At 64.5% G+C, this 15301-nt stretch carries 11 protein-coding genes; 1 reads left to right on the plus strand and 10 read right to left on the minus strand.

The features are described from left to right. Positions 1 to 9 precede the first annotated feature (9 nt). The 7 genes from AC0Z42_RS26760 to AC0Z42_RS26790 all read right to left on the minus strand — a co-directional run bounded on the left by AC0Z42_RS26760 (position 10) and on the right by AC0Z42_RS26790 (position 10055). The gene (locus tag AC0Z42_RS26760; RefSeq protein ID WP_485471106.1) at positions 10 to 3639 is read right to left on the minus strand and encodes an EAL domain-containing protein; all 3630 of its coding nucleotides are present in this window, start codon (positions 3637 to 3639) and stop codon (positions 10 to 12) included. A 319-nt stretch (positions 3640 to 3958) separates the two neighbouring features. Further along, positions 3959 to 4909, minus strand: coding sequence for an esterase/lipase family protein (locus AC0Z42_RS26765; RefSeq protein WP_485471107.1), 951 nt, complete (start codon positions 4907 to 4909; stop codon positions 3959 to 3961). Beyond that, positions 4906 to 6546, minus strand: a complete 1641-nt coding sequence (locus tag AC0Z42_RS26770) for a GMC family oxidoreductase (protein ID WP_485471108.1) — start codon at positions 6544 to 6546, stop codon at positions 4906 to 4908. The genes AC0Z42_RS26765 and AC0Z42_RS26770 overlap by 4 nt, the downstream gene beginning before the upstream one ends. A 10-nt stretch (positions 6547 to 6556) precedes the next feature. Further along, positions 6557 to 7063, minus strand: coding sequence for a hypothetical protein (locus tag AC0Z42_RS26775; RefSeq protein ID WP_485471109.1), 507 nt, complete (start codon positions 7061 to 7063; stop codon positions 6557 to 6559). A gap of 90 nt (positions 7064 to 7153) precedes the next feature. After that, the gene (locus AC0Z42_RS26780; protein WP_485471110.1) at positions 7154 to 8296 is read right to left on the minus strand and encodes an MFS transporter; all 1143 of its coding nucleotides are present in this window, start codon (positions 8294 to 8296) and stop codon (positions 7154 to 7156) included. A 92-nt stretch (positions 8297 to 8388) separates the two neighbouring features. Further along, positions 8389 to 9294 (minus strand): LysR substrate-binding domain-containing protein, encoded by a 906-nt coding sequence (locus AC0Z42_RS26785; RefSeq protein WP_485471111.1) that lies wholly within the window; start codon positions 9292 to 9294, stop codon positions 8389 to 8391. Beyond that, positions 9291 to 10055 (minus strand): RNA methyltransferase, encoded by a 765-nt coding sequence (locus tag AC0Z42_RS26790; RefSeq protein WP_485471112.1) that lies wholly within the window; start codon positions 10053 to 10055, stop codon positions 9291 to 9293. The genes AC0Z42_RS26785 and AC0Z42_RS26790 overlap by 4 nt, the downstream gene beginning before the upstream one ends. A 194-nt stretch (positions 10056 to 10249) precedes the next feature. On the opposite strand from AC0Z42_RS26790, the gene AC0Z42_RS26795 reads away from it, so the two are divergent. Further along, positions 10250 to 11029 (plus strand): inositol monophosphatase family protein, encoded by a 780-nt coding sequence (locus tag AC0Z42_RS26795; protein WP_094446063.1) that lies wholly within the window; start codon positions 10250 to 10252, stop codon positions 11027 to 11029. A 73-nt stretch (positions 11030 to 11102) separates the two neighbouring features. Here the strand turns inward: AC0Z42_RS26795 and AC0Z42_RS26800 are convergent, their stop codons facing one another. Genes AC0Z42_RS26800 through AC0Z42_RS26810 form a run of 3 tightly spaced genes read right to left on the minus strand, consistent with a single transcriptional unit; the run spans position 11103 to position 15297 of the window. After that, positions 11103 to 13322 carry a hypothetical protein gene (locus AC0Z42_RS26800; protein WP_485471113.1) on the minus strand — a complete coding sequence of 740 codons (2220 nt, stop codon included), beginning with the start codon at positions 13320 to 13322 and terminating at the stop codon, positions 11103 to 11105. 37 nt (positions 13323 to 13359) lie between these two features. Beyond that, positions 13360 to 14301: a type II secretion system F family protein gene (locus AC0Z42_RS26805; protein WP_485471114.1), complete on the minus strand. Its 942-nt coding sequence runs from the start codon at positions 14299 to 14301 to the stop codon at positions 13360 to 13362. An 18-nt stretch (positions 14302 to 14319) separates the two neighbouring features. Beyond that, entirely contained in the window at positions 14320 to 15297 is a 978-nt protein-coding gene (locus AC0Z42_RS26810; RefSeq protein ID WP_485471115.1) for a type II secretion system F family protein, read from the minus strand. Positions 15298 to 15301 lie beyond the last annotated feature (4 nt).

Raw genomic sequence — 15301 nt, forward strand, 5'->3', positions numbered from 1 at the left:
CCCGGAAGCTCAGGCGGCCGCCTGTACCGGGCCGTGCAGCAAGCCATGCAAGCGGAAGCCTTCGCGGATATTTTCGCGCAGCACGGCGCCCTTCCAGGGCTTGGTATAGAAGCGGTCGACGGCGCCGCGGTTGATCGCCGCCATGATCGGCGTCAGGTCGGCATACGCCGACAGCATGATGCGGAAGGTGTCCGGGCACAGGTGCTTGACCCGCTCCATGAATTCGGTGCCGCTCATGGCCGGCATGCACTGGTCGCAAAGAATGACCTGTACCTGGTGGCGCGCCAGGATGTCGAAACCTTCGGCCGCCGTCTGGGCGGTGAAGATGCGGTAGCCATCCTGGGACAGGAAGTCGCTCAGCACGTCGAGCATGAACACATCGTCATCGACGATCAGCAGCGTTTGCTGCGCTTCGCTGCCGGCGTCGCGCGGCGCCTGCAGCTGCTTGCCCTTCATCAGCATCTGTTCGAATTCTTCCTGTGCCACCGGGCGGCTGAAATAATAGCCCTGCATTTCATCGCAGCCATGGCGGCGCAGGTAGGCCAGCTGGGCATCGTTTTCAACGCCTTCGGCAATCACCTGCAGCTTCATGCTGTGGGCCATGCTGATAATGGCCAGCACGATGGCCGCGTCGTCGGGGTTGCTGGTGACTTCGCGCACAAAGGCGATGTCGATCTTGAGTTTGTCGATCGGAAAGCGTTTCAGATAAGCCAGGCTGGAGTAGCCGGTGCCGAAATCGTCGATGGAAATCTGGATGCCCAGCGCTTTCAGGTTGCGCAGCACGGCAATGGTTTCCTCGGCATTCGACATCAATGAACTTTCCGTCAATTCCAGTTCCAGCAAATCGGGGGCGATATCGTGCTTGCGGATGGCGCGCAGGACTTCTTCTTCCAGCCCGCCGACGAAGAACTGGATGCCCGAGACATTTACCGACAGGTGCACCGGGCCGATGCTGCTGGAACACCAGTCGGCGATCTTGCGGCAGGCCTGGTCCAGCACCCAGTTGCCAACCCGCACGATCAACCCGGTTTCTTCGAGCAGCGGAATGAACACGGCCGGCGACACCATGCCGTGGCCGGGCCGGCGCCAGCGTATCAGCACCTCGGCGCCGCTGACCCGGCCCGAGCCGATATGCACCTTGGGCTGGAAAAACAGGACGAATTCTTCGTTGTCGATGGCGCGCCGCAAGGCGTTTTCCATGTCCAGCCGCGCCATCGACTGGGCGTTCATTTCGGCCGTGAAGAAGCGGAACGCGTCGCGCCCCGCTTCCTTGGCGCGGTACATGGCGGTATCGGCGTACTGGATCAGGGTGTCGGCGTGCGTCGCATCTTCGGGATAGACAGCGATGCCGATGCTGGCCGTGACCGTCACTTCATGGCCCTGCAAATCGAATGGTTTACGCATCGCTTCGCGGATCTTGTCGACCACCACCACCGAATGCTGGGCGCCGTCGGGCAGGATCAGGATGGCGGCAAATTCATCGCCGCCGAAGCGGCCGATGGTGTCGCGCACGCGCAGGCAATCGACCAGGCGGCTGGAAAACTGGCGCAGCAGCTCGTCGCCGATGGTGTGGCCCAGGGTGTCGTTGACGTTCTTGAAGCGGTCGACATCGAGAAACAGCACCGCCACCGACCATTGATGTTCCTGCGCCTGAGCCAGCGCATGGGTCAGCGAATCGTAGAACTGGCTGCGGTTCGGCAAACCCGTGAGGGTGTCGAAATGAGCCAGTTTCAGCAGGCGCTGCTCGGCGTCCTTGCGCTCGGTGATGTCGCGCGCCACCGCCACCAGGATCCAGCTCTGGCCCGAACGCAGGGTGCGCCTCTGCACTTCGACCGACAAGGGCGTACCGTCCTTGCGGTGCAGCTGCAGTTCGGCCATCGGCGCGCCCTGCTCGCCGGCCAGCAGTTTTTCATACAGCTCGTCGAGCTGCGACTGGCCGTCGTGCGCGCGGCCCGGGCCGACCTGCAGGAAGTCTTCGCGCTCGAAGCCGAGCATGCGGCAGGCCGTCTGGTTGACGTCGACAAAGCAGGCGCCGGCGCGGTCGACCAGGAAGATGGCGTCGGCGGTGGCGTCCATCGCCAGGCGAAAGCGGCGCAGGTCTTCGTCGAGGCGGATGCGGGCCGCCATGTCCAGCGTCAGCTGCTCGTGGTGGCGCTTGATTTCGTCGTACAGCAACAGGTTGTCGTAGGCCACCGCGATCTGCGCGGCAACGGTGGCGGCAACACGCTCGTCGACTTCCGAAAACTCGTTTGCACCCAGTTTGTCGACCAGGTACAGCCAGCCGTGCACGCGCTCGCGCGAGGCGATCGCCACGCCAAGAAAAGAATGCACGGGCGGATGCGTGCCGGGCAGGCCCAGCGCGGCGGGATCGCCCTTCAGGCCATTGACGCGGTGCGCTTGCTGCTGCTCCAGCAGGCGCGACAGCACGCCCACGCGCGGCGTGGCGGCGATCTGGTCGATGTTCTTTTCAGTGCCGCACGAGGAAAAATAACTGAGCTTGTCGGCGCCTTCTTCCAGCACGCCGATGCAGGCATAGCGTGCCACGCAAATGTTTTGCGCCACCTTGCAGCCTGCCGCGATCAGCGCGCGCGGATCGCGTTCTGCGCCGAGGTCCATGCCCAGTTCAATCAGGGCCGTCAGGCGCAGGCTGACTGCCTGCAGGCTCGACAGCGAGCGCGATAATCGCTCGGTCATGATCGCCAGGTCTTCCGGCACCGGCGTGCTGCCATCGCCCTGCCCGGCCAGCTGCGAGATCTGCTGGCGGCTCGATTCGAGTTCGTCAAGGTAGCCGCTGACATGCTGCTCGATGCCGGCCAGCTTGCCGCTTTCCAACGCGCCGGCCGCGCGCGGCATGGCGCTGGCCTGCGCCGCCGGCGCCACCAGACCCAGTGCTTCATTCACCGTGCGCACGATCACTTCGGGGTCCGACGGCTTGGGCAGCACCCAGCGCACGCCGCAGGCTTGCGCCAGCAGGATGGCTTCCTGCTCGCGGTAGGTGGCCGTGTAAAAAATGATCGGCACGTCGGCCAGCACGGGGTTTTCATGCACGCGCGTGACGAATTCGTAGCCATCCATATTGGGCATCAGGATGTCGGAGATGATCAGGTCCGGCCGCTCGGTGCGCATGATGTCAAGGCCCTCGACACCGTTGGCCGCTTCCAGCAGGCGGTGGCCGCTGTAGCCCAGCAGGGCCGTCAGGAATTCGCGGTTGAGCACATGATCGTCAACGATCAGGATAGTGGAGATGTCGTTTTTAACTGGCGTCGACGGCGCCCCGGGTAAAAAAGATTCTAGCTCCGCCACGAACAGGTCGGGTTCGATCGGTTTGCCGATATAGCCGTTGAAGCCCGCTTCGAGCAGGCGCTCGCGGTCGCCCACCATCGCCAGCGCGGTGACGGCCAGCGCGGGAATCTTGCGCAACAGCGGATCTTTCTTCAGTTCGGCCACCACGCCATAGCCATCGAGCTTGGGCAGGTGGACGTCGCAGATGATCAGGTCGGGCACTTCGCTGCGCGCCATGCGCACGCCCTCTTCGCCATCGTAGGCGGCCAGCGGCGTATAGCCGAAGGCGCGCAGCAGATACACCATCAATTCCATATTGGTGGCGTTATCTTCAATAATCAGGATACGTGCGGACAATTAGCACTCCCACCTAAGTAACATTTCACTATTAATACCCTTAACTTGCCCGGCGTTCTGTGCGTTCCAGCGCACATCCACAGCCTGGCCTGCATGACAATCCTACAATAGGGTGCCGACATTCTCAGTATAAATCGGCTGGCGTCGATTTCACTATACCCGTTCCGGTTCGACACACTCGCCGAGCGCGCGCGACAGCTGCCAGCTTAAACCAAGTAGCCGTTGGAAAACAGGTTTTTGTGAGGGGCAAGCTATTAAAAATGGGCAACAAATGCGTCAAAAACGACACCCTTGCCAACTTGATAAAAGGCTGGCGAGCTCAGCCTTTGTCAGGCGCAAAAGCCGCAGCACCGACTTCCGAAACGATAGTGATTTCAGACAGCACCTGGCGCAACACGCGCCGGTCCGAGGCCAGCGCCACATGACCGAGGCCGGCATGGGCAATATTGCGCGCGCCGGGCAGCCGCGCCGAATCCTGCGGCGCGACGATATTGTCGTGCTGCGAATAGATCGAGGTAAACAGGGCGCGTGTCTGCGCCGACTCGTGCGCGTCCAGTTGCGCCAGCCAGGCGTTCGGCTGGCCGCCGGGCCGGCTCATCTGGCGCGCATTGCTGCCGACCGCCAGGTTGGCCAGCGCCGTGCCATGGTGCGGCGTGCCCACGGTGATCACGCGCGCCACGCGCGCGCTGCCATGCCGGCGCAAATATGCACGCGCCACCAGTCCACCCATGCTGTGCGCGACGATAATCACCTGCTGCGCGCCAGCGTCCGCCAACAGTGTTTCGATCGCCTGATTGACGGCCGGTATGAAGTCGTCGATGCCGGCGTTGATCGGCTCCAGGTCGACCGCGCCGTGCACCACGCCGGCGTGCGCCAGCTGGCCGCTCAACGGCGCCCAGAAACCACGGTTGCACACATAACCATGGATCAGCAGCACCGGCAGCAGGCGCTGCGCCGGCGCGGCGGGTTTGCTCAGGCGCGGGCGCAGCATGCCCCAGGACGAGGTGCGCAGATTGGCGCCCAGTTCGCCCGCGAACAGGCGCGCCGCCGCCGGCGCTCCCAAGGGCTGCGGCACCGGATCGACGACGTAACGACGGCTATGCCAGAAATTGCGCGCCACGATCAGCGCGCGCACCAGCAGCACCCCCAGCACGCCCAGCAACAGCGCCGGCAAGGCTTGGCTTACACCAGCCTGCCACAGCAGCCACGCCAGGCCAACAGCGGCCAGCACTTGCAGCAGCATCAGCCAGCACAAGGCGCGCGCGATCATGCCAGTGCCGCCATGTCCGCGCCGAAGCCAGGCGAGACCTTGCCCGTCAGCTCCTGCGCCAGGCTGCTGGCCAGGCGTGCGGCCAGCGCATAGATCGACAATTGCGGATTGGCGCCGATCGAGGTGGGGAACAGCGAACCGTCGTGCACCGACAAATTCGCCAGGCCCCGGTAGCGTCCTTGCGCATCGCACACACCGAGGCGCGGGTCGTCCGACATGGCGCAGCCGCCCATCACATGGGCCGACACCACCCGCGCCAGCAAGGCCTGGTACGGCAAGGCGTCGATGGCCTGCCGCGCCTGCGTCCAGCTGGTGTAATGGCGCGCCATTTCATGCACCGGATAGACGCTGCGCGCGCCGGCGGCAAACTGTATCTCGGCCATGGACAGCAGCGCGCGGCGCACGCCGTCCCAGATGAACGGCGTCAATGGATAATCGAGCACCGGGTTGCCATGGCTGTCGAGGCTGACCGCGCCGCCGGCAGCGTCTTCGTGAAAGCCGTCGCGCAGCAGCGCCAGCAAGCCGTGCACGTGAGCAAACTGGCGCATGGTCTGCGCATGTTCATCGCCAAAGCCGCCCATGGTGGTGGCCATCAGCAGCGGATGCAGGGGCGGTGCTTCGAGCTTGTAGCCGATCGCGCCATCGATCGGGGCCGTGTGCAGGAAATGGTCGGAATAGATCGTTTGCGGCGCACCCGCATAGGCGTCGACTCGTTGCTGGAACAACGCAGCACTGATCACGGTCGGGTGCAAAAAGGTGCGCCGGCCCAGCAAGGCATGCGGGTCGGGCGCGTTTGAACGCAGCAGCAGGGCCGGTGTATTGATGGCGCCGCCGGCCAGCACGAAGTGTCTGGCGCGCACAGTCAGCTCGATTCCGGTAGCAGCCTGGCCGGTGGCATCGAGCGCCGTCACCTGCAGGCTGGAAATGCGCTCGCCCTGCAGCACAAAGCGTTCCGCGCGCGCATGCGTGAGCAGACGTGCACCCAATTGCAGCGCAGCAGGAATGGTGGTGACCAGCATCGACTGCTTGGCGTTGGTGGGGCAGCCCATGCCGCAGTAGCCGAGGTTCCAGCAGCCGTTGACATTGCGCCGTATGGCGGCCGTCGGTATGCCCAGGGCCTGCGCGCCGCGCCGCAGCAAATCGTTGTTTTCATTGGGCGGCACCGGCCAGTCGCCGACATGCAGGCGCCGCTCGACCAGCGCGAACCACGGCGCCATCGACGCCACCGTGTAGCCGGCCAGGCCGTGATGCGACTGCCAGTGCGCCAGCGTGCCGGGCGGGGTGCGAAAGCTTGAGGTCCAGTTGACGGTGGTCGAGCCGCCCACGGTGCGCCCCTGCAAGATATTGATGGCCTTGTCGCGCGTCTTGCGGGCGGCGGACTCCTGGTACAGCGCGGGGTAGGCGTCGGCTTCGCGCATCTTGAAGTCTTTCGACGACTTCAAGCCGCCCTCCTCGACGATCAGCACCGCCAGGCCGGCGCGCGCCAGCAGTTCGGCCGTGATGCCGCCGCCGGCGCCGCTGCCGATGATCACCACGTCGGCCTCCAGCGTGCGATTGGTTTGCAAGGAAGATGCGTCGGTGACTTGCCAGCCGGCGGCCAGGCCGGCAGTGATCGGATCAGGTATGGGTGAATTCATGCTTGCGCCTTCATGACAGCTCGGGCATCGGACCCGGATAGCCGATGGCGGCCCAGCTGGCGCTGTCGGCATACCAGGCACCCAGGATCAAATCGTGCAAGGCCAGGTAGGCCGTCTGCAGGGTGGCAAGGCGGTGCAGGCGCCAGCCTTGCAGGAAAGCCGCCATCTGGCGCGGATCGGCATTGCGCCAGCCGTCGTCGACGCCGGCGACAAAGCGGCGCGCCGGCGCCAGCGCCAGCAGGCCAAACAGGTCCTGTACTTCGCCCTGCTGTGCCAGCGGCAAGCCGTGTATCGCCGTGCGCACGCCGTCGACAGCGCGCGCCAGCGCCGGCGCGCCCGGCGGCAGGGCGCTGCCCAGCATGGCCGGCACGATGGCGGACAGCGCCGCGCGCGCCTCGCCATCGAGTTCAAAACGGCGCAGGGGCGCCGGTCCGCGCGCCAGCCGGTACACGGCGCCGCCGGCCGCCACGCTGCACGCGCCCAGCAGGCCAAACTTGAAAAACGATCTGCGTTGCATGGTGATGCATCTCCTGTTGACCGATATTTTTTCCGGCCAGTGTACGCCAGGAGCACGATCCGCAGTGAGCAAAAAACTGGAGCGCAGGGTCTAACTTGTACGCCACAGCAGCAGCATGGCCAGCAGCGCCGCCATCGTCCCGCCCAGGCTAATCACCGATAGCCCCCAACCGGCGATCAGTGCGCCACCGAGCAGCCCGCCGGCCGCCGTGCCCAGGTTGAACGACGCGATATTGAGGCCGGCGGCCACCGCCGCCACGCCTGGATTGAGCCGCTTGGCCAGGTTCAGCAGGCGCATGGTCGAGAGGGTGACGATGGCAAAGAACAGCAGGCCCAGGCTGCCGCACAGCGCCAGCATCGCCAGCGCCTGGGTACGCAGCACATAAAACCCCAGCAGATTGAAGGCCAGCGCGGCCAGCGCCAGCAAGCTCCAGCCGCGTGCGTGCAAGCCATCGGCAAGATGGCCACCGAGCAGGTTGCCGCCGATGGCGCATACGCCAAAGCTCAGCATGGCCGCACCCAGCCAGTGCGCGTCCAGGCCACTGACCTGCAACAGAAATGGCGAGATATAGGTAAAAAAGCTGAAGGTGGCGACGCTGACCAGCGCCGCGATACTGGCCGCCAGCAGCAGGGCCGGCTGCAGCAAGGCGCGCAGGCTGGCCAGCGCGGACATCGCTTGCGCAGGTTTGCGGGCCGCCGGCATGGCCCACGGCAATCCCATGGCGCCGGCCAGCGCCAGCGCGGCAATCGCCGCAAACACGGCGCGCCAGGACCATAACGCACCGAGCCAGGTTCCCAGCGGCACGCCGCAGGCCAGCGCCAGGGTCAGGCCCAGCCACACGATGGACAGGGCCCGTCCCGAACGCGCCGGTTCGACCAGGCTGGTGGCGGCGTTCGACGCCACGGCCATAAAGACGCCGTGCGCGAGACCGACCAAAAAACGCACCAGCAGCAAGGAAACCAGGCCCGGCGCAGCTGCCATGGCTACGCTGCCTGCAGCAAGCACCAGCATGGTGGCGGTCAAAACAATTTTGTCGGAAAAGCGCGCCAGCAGCGCCGTCAGGACCGGTGCGCCGATGGCCGCGCCCAGCGCATAGGCGGCAATCACTGCGCCTGTGGCCGCCACGCTGGCGTGCAGGTCGCGCGCCATGCCCGAGAGCAGCCCGGCGGCGACAAACTCGGACAAACCGAAAGCAAAGCTGCACAGCGACAGCAGGTAGATGGCGGTGGGCATGAGGGCTCCTCGATACAAGAAACCACCATGCTGGCGCCTGCCGGACCATCTGTAAAATAGTTTGTTTGTCTCGGATTGAGACTGTAAATGTCTTATTGTGCGCTGGCCGACTGGCGCAGCCGGGCCAGCAAGGGCTCGCGCACCGGCAAGGCCTGCTGCGCATTCCAGGCCATCCAAAGATCCAGCCGGACCAGCTGCTCGGGCGCGTCGGTCAGCAGGGGCAGCATCACGGCTGCCGCCGGCAGCGTGAAAGCCAGGCTGGCCGGCAGCAGCGCCACGCCAAAGCCGGCCGCCACCAGGCCGGCCACCGTTTGCAAGCGCCTTGCCTGCTGTACCACATTGGGCGCGAAACCGGCATGCAGGCACAGGCTGGCCAACTGATCGTGAAAGCCCTGCCCCAGCGCGCGCGGCGAGGCAACAAAGTCGTCGTTTTGCAACTCGGTCAAGGCTACTGTCTGCCGCCCCGCCAGCCGGTGGCCGGCCGGCAGCGCCGCCATGATCGCTTCGCTGGACAAGCGCTCGAACGCCAGCGCCGGCGTGCTGCGCCCCGCTGCGCGCAACAGCGCGACATCGAGTTGACCCGCTTCGAGCAGCTCCACCAGTTCCTGGGTCGGCGCCTCGCGCAATGTCAACTGCACGTCAGGAAAATCAAGGCGGAACTGGCGCAAGGCATCGAGCACGTGCGCATACGGCGTGATCTGGATAAACCCCAGGCGCACGTGGCCGGCGCTGCCCTGCGCCACGCGCCGGGTTTCGGCCACGCCCTCTTCCAGGGTCGCCAGCACCTGCCTGGCGGTGGCGAGAAAGGCCGTGCCAGCGGCCGTCAGGCTGACCTTGCGGTTGCTACGCTCGAATACGGAATAGCCCAGCTGCTCTTCGAGCCGCAATATCGCCTGCGACAGCGGCGGCTGGGCCATGTGCAGCCGTTCGGCGGCGCGCCGGAAGTTCAGCTCCTCGGCCACCGCGATAAACTGGCGCAACAGCCGCGTTTCGATCATCGCGGCTTTTTCGCCATCACCAGGATATGGCGGGCAATGCCGCGCAGGATATTGACTTCTTCCGTTTCGAGCCCGGTGCGAGAAAACAGGCGCTTGAGGCGCGGCATCAGCTTTTTCGGATTGTCGGCGTCGAGGAAATCGATGGCCACCAGCGCTTCCTGCAAATGCACATACATGCCGTCGACCTGGGCCAGGCTGGCGGCGTCGCCATGAAATCCGACCGCGCTGGCGACCTGCTCGTCACCGAGCGCCGCCACCCGGCATTCATAGGCGATCACCTGCGCCGCCTGCGACAGGTTCAGCGACGAATACTCGGCATTGGCGGGGATATTGATCAGCACATTGCACTGCTCGACGATCTCGTTGGGCAGGCCGAAGCGCTCGTTGCCGAAAATCACGGCGGCATGCAGCTCGGTGCCGGCGGCCAGTTGGGCGGCAATCGCGCGCGGCGCAGTGACGGGCGGCGAAAATTCGCGCAGGCGGGCCGACACGGCGGCCGCGTAGTTGCACCCTTCCAGCGCTTCGGCGATCGAGCCGACGATGCGCGCGCCGGACAAAATATCCTGCGCGCCGCTGGCAAAGGCCACCGCTTCCGGGTCGCTCAAAGCGTCGGCAAAGCGCGGGTTGACCAGCACCAGGTCGGAAAAGCCCATCGTTTTCATGGCCCGCGCGACGGCGCCGATATTGCCGGCACGGCTGGTCTCGACCAGAATAAATCGGAGGCGTTTGAAAAGAGACGTATTGATTTCGGGCAGATTCATTTAAAATAGCGCCATTGCGCGGTATCGATACAGGAAATGTCGGGGACGACGTCACAAAACGCTGACGCCAGGCCGGGATTTTAACCACTTCGCCACCGCTTTGCTCTTTAATTCATTCTTGCACTCCTGCGCTCCAGTACAAACCGGTACTGCCGGGCGCTCGCGTGCTTTTAACGGAAGCTCACATGCACCCAATGCTCAACACGGCCATCAAGGCCGCCCGCCGCGCCGCCACCGTCATCAACCGCGCGTCTTTCGACCTCGACCGCGTCGTCGTCACGGAAAAACAACATAACGATTTCGTCACCGACGTCGACCAGGCGGCCGAACAAGCCATCATCGAGGTGCTGTCCAAGGCCTACCCGGACCACGCGTTCCTGGGTGAGGAATCGGGCGCTTCCGCCAACTCGCACGACGAGAATGAATTCCAGTGGATCATCGACCCGATCGATGGCACCACCAACTTTATCCACGGCTTCCCGCAATACTGCATCTCGCTGGCGCTGGCCCAGCGCGGCATCGTCACGCAAGCCGTGATCTACGACCCGGTGCGCAACGATCTGTTTACGGCCAGCAAGGGCGCCGGCGCTTTCCTGAATGAAAAACGCATCCGCGTAACGAAACTCGACCGCGTTTCCAACGCCATGCTGGGCACCGGCCACGGCGCCGGCCCGCGCGCGCTCGACGAATACCTGAAAATGTACGCCATCATGGGTGAACGCAGCCAGGGCGTGCGCAGCGCCGGCTCGGCCGCGCTGGACCTGGCCTATGTCGCTTGCGGCCGCCTCGACGGCTTCTACCAGAAAGGCCTGAAGCCTTGGGACATCGCCGCCGGCGCGCTGATGATCACCGAATCGGGCGGCATCGTCGGTGAATTCTCCGGCGAGTCGGACTACCTGTACAAGGGCGACGTGATCGCCGCCAGCCCGAAAGTGTTTGGCCAGATGGTCAGCCTGCTGGCGCCGTTTGCCTGATCCTCATCGCATCTGATGTAAAAAAAGCTGCCAGGTTACCCCGGCAGCTTTTTTTTCGCCCGCAGTATCAGCGTCAGTCGGTGACGTTGTAGGAAGCGGCGGTAACGATGCCGGACGGCGTGCGCACCATCACTGTCAGCAAGCCATTGCGCGTGGTGTTAGGCTGGCACGCGGTGCCGACCTGGGTCACGTCGCTGATCATCTGCAGCGGATAGATCCAGTTGGCGGAGCTGGCGCTGTCGATGTTCGGCACGGTGAAGCTGTTGCCGCTGATAATGGTGCCATTGGTGGTCGAGAAGGTGATCGTCGTGCCGGCCGGCAGCGGATTGCCGGGCAAGTCGACCGGCCGGCCGGTCACTGCCGCACGGTTGATCGGGAACACTGTCTGATTGCTGTCACGGATGGCAATCGGAAAGAGGCGCGGCGCGTTTTGAAACGGCGTGCCATCGACGCACTGGTCAAGCGCAATCGGCGCGCTGGCCAGCGGCGTGATGCGCGCATCGCTGGTCGACAATACCTGCACCAGGGCCCGGCGCACATGCACGGTATTGGCAGCCGTGGTATTGACGCTGGAGGCGGCGCGCAGTACACCGTTGTATTGCGCGTCACCAGTGGCGTTCCAGGCGCCGCTGCCGTTCGAATCGATATACGGCTCGCCACTGGCGCGCGTGGCATTGCCGGTGCTGTAGGCGTCGTCGCGGAAGTCGGCATTCTCGCCCGTAATCGCGCGGTCATTGCGGAACGGCTCGCCCAGGTCTGTATAGGCCTCGCCCGTTTCGAACAGATTGTTGCCATTCGCGTCGACAAAGCTTTCTTCGCCCAGCGCATAGGCCAGGATGGTCGCACGACCGTCCGACGGGTAGGGATTGCCGGCACAAAAACGTACCGTGCAGGAACCCGGCGTACCTTTTTGGGTGATCACGGTACCGTTGGTCAGGGTGGTGCTTTCCAGTCCCGTCAGGCAGGAAGCGTCGATAGTGCCACCTTCGGCCGTAAAGCTGACCGCCGTGCCGTCCGGCACCGGATTGTGGAAATGATCACCGAGGCGCGCGGTAATGATCGCACCATTGGGCGCCGGGCAACCGGCAAAGCTGCCCCCTTCCGTATTGAACATCGAACTGCTGAGCGTGAAGCTGTTTTGCTCAGGGATACCGGTCGACACCACCAGTTGATCCGACACGGTTGACAGCGTTGTGCCCTGCAGCCTGGCCGTCACCCGCACCGGCGTATTGACCGTGCCGGAAGCCACCGTGGTGCTGACGCTGCCGTCGGCGCCGCTGGTCGATTGGGCAGGATTGAGCGTCAGGCCGCCAGCAGCGGTATTGAGCGCAAAGTCGACCAGTTGGCCGCTGACCGTGTTGCCGTTGCGGTCAAGCACCTTGAAGCTGACCACGGACGATTCCTGCCGGCCGGCGCCGCCGGTGCCTTTCAGGGCGATGTTTTGCGGCAGCGCCGAGACAAAGCTGATCTGGCCGGCGCTGGCCGTCTGCACCGTCAGGGTCCCGGCCTGGCTGATGGTGGTGTTGTTGAACATGATGCTGGCCGTGATCACGTCAGCCGCGCCGCAGCCCTTGTCAATATACGAGGTGCTGGCCACGCCATTGACGGTGTTGACGGGGCTGCTGATGGTGGCCTTGCCGGCAGTCGCACAGGGTGAGCTGAATGCCACCGACTGCACCGGTGCATACAAGGCCGTGCCATTCATCACTGCCACGCTCAGGCCGGCCGTGCCACCTGCCGACAGGGTTGCTGGCGCCACGTTCAGGGCGCCCAAGGTCAGGGTCGGGAACGCCGCGCTGTAATTGAGGGTCGAGGTGATCGCCGTGCCGTTGACGGTAGCGCTGGCAGTCAGCAGGAAGGCGCCGCTCTGGCTACCGGCTTTCAGCACGATGGTCGCCACACCATTGGCGTCGCTGAGCGCACTGGCAGAATCAGGCGTGAAGGTAGCGGTCTTGTCGCTGCTGGTCACCGTCAGCAGCACATTCGGCAGCACCGTGCCACTGGCATTCCTGATCACGGCGCGCAGCGTGGCATTGCGATCGGGCGCCACCGAAGTAGCGGCGGCGCCATCGGCGCCAAGCAGGCTCAGGGCCACGGTGGCCGCCGTTGTCGGCGCCGCCGGGCAGCCCGGCAGGTTGCTGTTGCGGTCGGGATCGATGCTGCTGCAACCCTTGCTGTCCGAGCCACCACCGCCGCAGGCGGCCAAAGTAATCGCCAGACCCAGCGCCATGGCCGATGCGCCGCAGACAACGCCGGCACCACGCCCTGGCCTGCCGAAATTCATGTAATTCATGCTTGTCCCCTGGTTTTATGATCAATGATTCATGCTGTCAGTTGCCATTCATGGCCGGCAGCAGCACGCGGTAAATCTGCAGGAACGCCGGGCCCATCAGTACCACCATGAGCGACGGAAAGATAAAAAAGATCAACGGAAACAGCAGCTTCAAGGCGATCTTGGCGGCCGTCTCTTCGGCCCGCTGGCGCCGCTTGGTGCGCAGCTGATCCGATTGCACGCGCAAGGACGCGCCGATGCTGGTGCCGAAGCGCTCGGCCTGTATCAACAGAGTCACCAGCGCATCGACATCCTCGACGCCGGTGCGCAGCGCCAGGTTGCGCAGGGCCTTGTCCTTGGCGCTGCCGGCGCGCAGTTCCAAGGTCACCAACTGCAATTCTTCGGCCAGGATGGTGCTTTTCAGGCCGATTTCCTGGGCCACGCGCGCCAGCGCCGCATCCATCGCCAGGCCCGCCTCGACGCACACCGTCATCAGGTCGAGCGCATCGGGAAAGGTTTCGAACACTTCGCGCTGGCGCACTTTCAGGCAGCGCGACAGCCACAGATTGGGCAGGTAATAGCCGAGCGCGGCGGACGACACCAGCCACAGCAGCATATTGTGCTTGCCATGATGCAAAGTGAAATACGCCAGCAGCGGCAAGCCCAGGAACAAACCCGTCTTGGCCGCATAGAACAGCGCCGGCGCCGAATGGCTGCGCCAGCCGGCGTTGATGAAACGCTTGCGAATGGGCGAACTTTCCCAGCCCTCTTCCGGCACCGACAGCTTGGCCAGCGGGCGCGTCAGGCTGACCACCCGTGCCACCCAGCGCCGCTTGGCGTGGCGACCGCGGTCGACATCGACCTTGACGCCGTCGAGCGCTTCCAGGCGCTCCTGCACCGGGTTGCCGGCAAACAGGCGCAGCAACAGCAGCACCAGGCCGAAAACAATCAGGAACAGCAAGCCCAGCAAAGCCAGCTGCGCCACATTCATGCCACTCATCGCGTGATGCCTTTCATGTCAGACCCGGATATTGATAATCTTGCGTATTACCAGCACGCCGATGGTGAGCAGTCCCAACGCCGCGCCGACCATCTTGCGGCCGCCCGAATCGGTGTACAGCACTTCGATGAACTGCGGATTCATCAGGTGCATCATCAGCGCCGCGCCGAACGGCAGCAGGCCCAGCACCCAGGCCGACATGCGCCCTTCGGCCGACAGCACGCGCACCTGGCCCAGCAGTTTCAAACGGTCGCGGATAATCGCGCTGATGCTACCCAGCAATTCGGTCAGGTTGCCGCCCGTCTCGCGCTGGATCAGCACGGCGATCACGAAATAGCGCAAGTCCGTGCTGGGCACGCGCGCGGCCAGGTTGTTCAGCGCGTCGGCCATCGCCACGCCGAAATTGACTTCGTCGAAGACGATGCGAAATTCGTCGGCCAGCGGCGCCGTCATCTCTTCGCCGACCATTTTCAGCGCGGTGGGAAACGCATGGCCGGCGCGCATGGCGCGGCTCATCAGGTCGAGCGCATCGGGCAGCTGTTGCTCGATGCGCACCAGGCGCTTCGCCTTGGCCCGCTGCACCATCAGATACGGCAGGCCGGTGGCGGCCAACATCAGGCCCAGGCGGATATACCAGGGCAGCGGCAATATGCTGGCCAGCAGCAGGCCGATCATCCAGCCCATCAGCGACAAGCCCAGAAAGGTGGCGACGTTCCAGGTTTTACCCGATTGCAGCAGCAACTGGTCGATGCGCAGGATGCCGGGTACGTCCTCGAGCAAACCCTGCAAAACCGGATTGTTGCTGAGCGGACGGTCCTTGGTGATGGAGACGGCTTTTTCGCTCTCGCCGCTGGCCGTCTGCATGGCGCGCAAGCGGCGCGCCACGCGCGCTGCGCCGGGGCCGCGCGCCGATTGCCAGGCCATCCACACGCCGCCGCACAGCAGCATCACGGCCAGGAACACCAGCAGATACACCAGGTAGGAAAGATCGTTCATGCGC

Source organism: Janthinobacterium sp. 1L-D-8-B-C4 (assembly GCF_057291295.1).

Excerpts from the sequence above, each read along its gene's own strand:
- AC0Z42_RS26765 (WP_485471107.1), bottom strand. The coding sequence starts at position 4,909 with ATGATCGCGCGCGCCTTGTGCTGGCTGATGCTGCTGCAAGTGCTGGCC.
- AC0Z42_RS26770 (WP_485471108.1), bottom strand. The coding sequence starts at position 6,546 with ATGAATTCACCCATACCTGATCCGATCACTGCCGGCCTGGCCGCCGGC.
- AC0Z42_RS26775 (WP_485471109.1), bottom strand. The coding sequence starts at position 7,063 with ATGCAACGCAGATCGTTTTTCAAGTTTGGCCTGCTGGGCGCGTGCAGC.
- AC0Z42_RS26780 (WP_485471110.1), bottom strand. The coding sequence starts at position 8,296 with ATGCCCACCGCCATCTACCTGCTGTCGCTGTGCAGCTTTGCTTTCGGT.
- AC0Z42_RS26785 (WP_485471111.1), bottom strand. The coding sequence starts at position 9,294 with ATGATCGAAACGCGGCTGTTGCGCCAGTTTATCGCGGTGGCCGAGGAG.
- AC0Z42_RS26790 (WP_485471112.1), bottom strand. The coding sequence starts at position 10,055 with ATGAATCTGCCCGAAATCAATACGTCTCTTTTCAAACGCCTCCGATTT.
- AC0Z42_RS26795 (WP_094446063.1), top strand. The coding sequence starts at position 10,250 with ATGCTCAACACGGCCATCAAGGCCGCCCGCCGCGCCGCCACCGTCATC.
- AC0Z42_RS26800 (WP_485471113.1), bottom strand. The coding sequence starts at position 13,322 with ATGAATTACATGAATTTCGGCAGGCCAGGGCGTGGTGCCGGCGTTGTC.
- AC0Z42_RS26805 (WP_485471114.1), bottom strand. The coding sequence starts at position 14,301 with ATGAGTGGCATGAATGTGGCGCAGCTGGCTTTGCTGGGCTTGCTGTTC.
- AC0Z42_RS26810 (WP_485471115.1), bottom strand. The coding sequence starts at position 15,297 with ATGAACGATCTTTCCTACCTGGTGTATCTGCTGGTGTTCCTGGCCGTG.